This window comes from Methylobacterium sp. WL7, assembly GCF_008040085.1.
GTDB lineage: Bacteria > Pseudomonadota > Alphaproteobacteria > Rhizobiales > Beijerinckiaceae > Methylobacterium > Methylobacterium mesophilicum.
In genome coordinates this window covers 1-5,038 of sequence record NZ_VRVG01000215.1, presented here as the reverse complement: position 1 = coordinate 5,038, position 5,038 = coordinate 1, and the positions used below count along the sequence as shown (strand labels likewise).

General features: G+C 69.7%; 6 protein-coding genes. All 6 read left to right on the top strand.

Going from position 1 to position 5,038, the window contains the following annotated elements; genetic code table 11:
• Window positions 1-160 precede the first annotated feature (160 nt).
• The gene (fabD, locus tag FV233_RS28080; protein ID WP_147899483.1) at window positions 161-1,102 is read left to right on the top strand and encodes an ACP S-malonyltransferase; all 942 of its coding nucleotides are present in this window, start codon (window positions 161-163) and stop codon (window positions 1,100-1,102) included.
• A 17-nt stretch (window positions 1,103-1,119) separates the two neighbouring features.
• Window positions 1,120-1,857 (top strand): 3-oxoacyl-[acyl-carrier-protein] reductase, encoded by a 738-nt coding sequence (fabG, locus tag FV233_RS28075; protein ID WP_147899482.1) that lies wholly within the window; start codon window positions 1,120-1,122, stop codon window positions 1,855-1,857.
• A gap of 277 nt (window positions 1,858-2,134) precedes the next feature.
• Complete coding sequence (locus FV233_RS28070; RefSeq protein ID WP_007559070.1) at window positions 2,135-2,374, top strand: acyl carrier protein; 240 nt, start codon at window positions 2,135-2,137, stop codon at window positions 2,372-2,374.
• A gap of 187 nt (window positions 2,375-2,561) precedes the next feature.
• Window positions 2,562-3,824: a beta-ketoacyl-ACP synthase II gene (fabF, locus tag FV233_RS28065; protein ID WP_147856663.1), complete on the top strand. Its 1,263-nt coding sequence runs from the start codon at window positions 2,562-2,564 to the stop codon at window positions 3,822-3,824.
• Between the two features lie 305 nt (window positions 3,825-4,129).
• Window positions 4,130-4,381, top strand: a complete 252-nt coding sequence (locus tag FV233_RS28055; protein WP_147899481.1) for a DUF4926 domain-containing protein — start codon at window positions 4,130-4,132, stop codon at window positions 4,379-4,381.
• On the top strand, window positions 4,378-4,719 hold the full coding sequence (locus tag FV233_RS28050; protein ID WP_147856665.1) for a DUF6883 domain-containing protein: 342 nt from the start codon (window positions 4,378-4,380) through the stop codon (window positions 4,717-4,719). Before FV233_RS28055 ends, FV233_RS28050 begins: the two co-directional genes overlap by 4 nt.
• Window positions 4,720-5,038: the final 319 nt, after the last annotated feature.

Genomic DNA, 5,038 nt, shown 5'->3' with positions numbered 1-5,038 from the left:
CTGCGGGGCTTCGCGGCGGGCAGGGTCCGGGCGGGTGGCGGATTGTGCGACGCATTGTTGACACCCGCTGCCCCGGGTGCGAGTGCGCGCCCCATTCGAGAGTTTCGGCCGACACGGGCGGCGTTCGCGCGCCGCCCGGCGAGAGCGATCAAGACAAGCCATGCGCGCACTCATCTTTCCCGGCCAGGGCAGCCAGGCGGTCGGCATGGCGAAGGCGCTGGCCGACGCGTTCCCGCAGGCGCGGGCCGTGCTCGACGAAGTCGACGACGCCCTGTCCCAGCCGCTCTCCCGGCTGATGTTCGACGGGCCCGTCGAGGACCTGACCCTCACCACCAACGCCCAGCCGGCCCTGATGGCGGCGAGCCTCGCGGTCCTGCGCGTGCTGGAGGCCGAGCGCGGCCTCGACCTCGCCCGGGACGTCGCCTGCGTGGCCGGGCATTCGCTCGGCGAGTACGCGGCGCTCGCGGCCGCCGGCAGCCTGTCGATCGCGGATGCGGCCCGGCTGCTGCGCCTGCGCGGCGAGGCCATGCAGGCGGCGGTGGCGCCGGGCGTGGGCGCGATGGCGGCCCTGATCGGCACCGATGTCGAGGCGGCCCGCGGCATCGCCGAGGCGGCCTCGCTCGAATCGGACGGCGCGGCCTGCGACGTCGCCAACGACAACGGCGGCGGCCAGGTGGTGCTGTCGGGCGACCGGGCGGCCGTGGAGCGCGCCGTCGGCATCGCCACGGAGCGCGGGGTCAAGCGCGCCGTGATGCTCAACGTCTCCGCCCCGTTCCACTGCCGCCTGATGGCGCCCGCCGCCGCCGCGATGGCGCAGGCGCTGTCCGCCGTGACCCTGAACGCCCCCCGGGTGCCGCTCTACGCCAACGTGACCGCGGCCCCGGTCGCGGAGCCGGACGCGATCCGGGCCGCCCTGGTCGAGCAGGTCACCGGCACGGTGCGCTGGCGCGAGAGCGTCGCCGCCATGGCGGCCGCGGGGGCCGACCAGTTCTACGAGCTCGGCGCCGGCAAGGTGCTCACCGGCCTGGTCAAGCGCATCGCGCCCCAGGCCCGCGCCGCGGCCGTCGGCACGCCCGCGGACGTGGCGGCGTTCACGCTCTAGGACAAAGGGAGTCCCGCATGTTCGATCTCACCGGCCGGAAAGCCCTCGTGACCGGCGCCACCGGCGGCCTCGGCCAGGCGATCGCCCGGGGGCTGCACGCCCAGGGCGCCACCGTGGCGCTGTCCGGCACGAGGCCCGCGGCGCTGGAGGCCCTGGCCGCGGAACTCGGCGAGCGGGCGAGTCCGGTGGCGGCCGACCTCTCCGACAAGGACTCGGTGGAGGGCCTGGTGCCGGCGGCCGAGGCGGCGATCGGGCCCCTCGACATCCTGGTCAACAATGCCGGCATCACCCGGGACAACCTGTTCATGCGGATGAAGGACGACGAGTGGGAGCAGGTGCTCGCCGTCAACCTCACCGCGGCCTTCCGGCTCTCGCGCGCGGCGGTGAAGGGCATGATGCGCCGCCGCTCCGGACGGATCGTCAACATCGGCTCGGTGGTGGGCTCGACCGGCAATCCCGGCCAGGGCAACTACGCCGCCGCCAAGGCCGGCCTGGTCGGCATGACCAAGGCGCTCGCCGCCGAGGTCGCCTCGCGCGGGATCACGGTCAACTGCATCGCGCCGGGCTTCATCAGCTCGCCGATGACCGACGCGCTCAACGAGAAGCAGCGCGAGGGCATCCTCGCCCGGGTGCCGGCCGGGCGGCTGGGCGAGGGCGCGGAGGTCGCCGCCGCCTGCATCTACCTGTCGTCCGCGGAAGCGGCCTACGTCACCGGCCACACCCTGCACGTGAACGGCGGCATGGCGATGTTCTAGGCCCGAAGCGATGTCTTAGACACGCGCGGGCCACACCGATGAAGGGATTCTGAACGGCTCTCGCCAGGGCGGGAACCCTGTGCTACCACGCCCCGCAGCCGTACAGGGGGTTGACGGTTCAGCGGGTTTTCAGTCCAAGGCCCCCCGGCGGGGCCCTCCCAGTTCACCTCGAAACACGCGCGATCGACACCGGCTCGCCAACAAGCCCGAAGGGGCGCGGCGCGGCCACGGCACCCCGAGAAGACTGACAGACCAAAAGGACGAGGACGGAAGACCGATGAGCGATATCGCTGAGCGCGTGAAGAAGATCGTCGTCGAGCATCTGGGCGTCGAGCCCGAGAAGGTGGTCGAGAGCGCCAACTTCATCGACGACCTCGGTGCCGACAGCCTCGACACCGTCGAGCTGGTCATGGCCTTCGAGGAAGAATTCAACGTCGAGATCCCGGACGACGCCGCTGAGACCATCCAGACGGTCGGCGACGCGGTGAAGTTCCTGGAAAAGAACTCGGCCGCCTGAGGCGCCGGATTCGGTTTCACGCGGCGCGGGTGAGGCGAAGCAGCCCCCGCGCCGTTCTGCGTTTCGCGGTTCGGTGGCACCGATCCGGCCGCGATCGGTTGTTCGAGATGCGCTCCGGCACCGGGCCGGCGTCGATGGCGGCGGGGGGAGCGCGTCCCAAGACGGTTCTTGAGACGGGACAGGTAGCATGCGGCGGGTGGTGGTCACGGGTCTGGGGATGGTCACGCCGCTCGGCAGCGGGGTGCAGCACACCTGGAGCCGGCTGATCGCGGGCGACAGCGGCGCCGGCCCGATCCGCGGCTTCGAATCCGCCGACCTGCCCTGCCGGGTCGCCGCGCAGGTCCCGTTCGGCGACGGCACCGACGGCACCTTCAACCCCGACGCGGTGATGGAGCCCAAGGAGCAGCGCAAGGTCGATCCGTTCATCGTCTACGCGATGGCGGCGGCCGACGAGGCCCTGAAGGACGCCAACTGGCACCCCAAGAGCCACGAGGACCAGTGCGCCACCGGCGTGCTGATCGGCTCCGGCATCGGCGGCATCGGCGGCATCTACGACGCCGCGATCACCCTCCACGAGAAGGGCCCGCGCCGGATCTCGCCGTTCTTCATCCCGGGCCGGATCATCAACCTCGCCTCCGGCCAGGTCTCGATCGCCTACGGGCTCAAGGGCCCGAACAACGCCGTGGTCACGGCCTGCTCCACCGGCGCCCACGCCATCGGCGACGCGAGCCGCCTGGTGGCGCTCGGCGACGCCGACGTGATGGTGGCGGGCGGGGCCGAATCGCCGGTCAACCGCCTGTCGATCGCCGGCTTCTCGGCCTGCCGGGCGCTGACCACCGGCTTCAACGACACCCCGGAGAAGGCCTCCCGCCCCTACGACCGCGACCGGGACGGCTTCCTCATGGGCGAGGGCGCCGGCATCGTCGTGCTCGAGGAGTACGAGCACGCCAAGGCCCGGGGCGCCAAGATCTACGCCGAGGTGGTCGGCTACGGCCTCTCGGGCGACGCCTACCACATCACCTCCCCGTCCCCGGACGGCGACGGCGCCTTCCGCTGCATGACCGCGGCCGTGAAGCGCGCCGGCATCTCGCCCGCCGAGATCGGCTACATCAATGCCCACGGCACCTCGACGCCCATGGGCGACGAGCTGGAGCTGAAGGCCGTGGAGCGTCTTTTGGGGGATGCCGCCGCCAACGCGACGATGTCCTCCACCAAGAGCTCGGTCGGCCACCTGCTCGGCGCCGCCGGCTCGGTCGAGGCGATCTTTTCGATCCTCGTCCTGCGCGACGGCGTGATCCCGCCGACGCTCAACCTCGACAACCCCTCCGTCCAGACCAAGATCGACCTCGTGCCGTTCGAGGCGAAGCGCAAGCAGGTGGACGTGGTGCTGTCGAACTCGTTTGGGTTTGGTGGGACGAATGCGAGTTTGGTGATGCGGCGGGTCGCCTGACGGCCGAAGCTACTTAGTCTTGCGCGATTAAAAGCAGGGTCGCGGGTCTCAGCTGCGTTTCTGACTGTGCGATCCCAAACCTCAACCTCATCCTGAGGTGCTGCGCAGCAGACTTGAAGGAGGCCTCCAGGGATTGCGTTGCTGGCTGGAGGCCTCCTTCGAGGCCTCTGCTTCGCTTCGGCGCCTCAGGATGAGGCTGCGGGGGGGAAAGACTAGTGACGCCGGCTCTCGGGAGACCGATAGTCTTCAGCTTGGTCTTCGGAAACGGTGCTTGCGCAATCCCGGCGCGCGCCTATCATGCTGCCATGACGCTGGAATTCGCCTACCAGTTTCGGCAGGACGCATCGCGGTCGGATCTTCGGGATCTCGACCGGGTTGCATTGATGACGGCTGCGACCAGCGACGATGGCGATGTGCTGGCACCGGGCACGGAGGGAACCATCGTCGGCGTCTATCGCGACGGTGAGGCCTACGTGGTCGAGTTTCCGACACCCGTCGGCGCGCTTGCGACGGTTCGGCCCGGGGACATCAGACTCGTCGAGCGCGCCCCGGTGTGACCGCCGACGTCGAAGCGATCGTCTGGACCGTCGAATGGCCCAAGATCGTCAGCTACCTGCTCAACCCTCTGCATACCGACGGCGCCTCCAAAGCCAAGTATCTGCTGGCCTTCGGCTATGCCGCGGAGGAGCCCGAACGGCTCGCGGGTGATCTGGTGAGACACGCGGTCGATCATTGGCCGGGGCGCGCCGTGGTGGTTCCCCTCGGCCTGCCGCGCCGCGTCTTCGAAGGCCCCCTGGAAGCACCGGATCGACGTGTCATGTCGCTCCGCAGCGTTTGGGAAGTCGCCAGCGCTACGCAGGGGCGGTTCCTCACCGCTTACCCTTGGAAGTCCTGACGGGCGATCCGGTCTCCGCTGGAGGAGGACGTCGGCGACGCGCCGAATATGTTTGCTGATCGTCCCAACCTCCCCCTCATCCTGCGGTGCCACAGAGTAGGCCTCGAAGGAGATCTCCAGAGGTCACGGTGATCCCTGGCGGGCTCTTTCTAGGCTGCTGCGCAGCACCGCAGGATGAGTGAGAGATCAGAAAATCCGCTTGTGGCAGTCGGTGATCACTTAAGTTCTTACGCTTCAGAAGATCGAAGCTTCGGGTTGCTTAGGACCCACCAAGTCATTCCGGCTTTCCTGCACGCGGGTGACCGCAACCCTCACCACC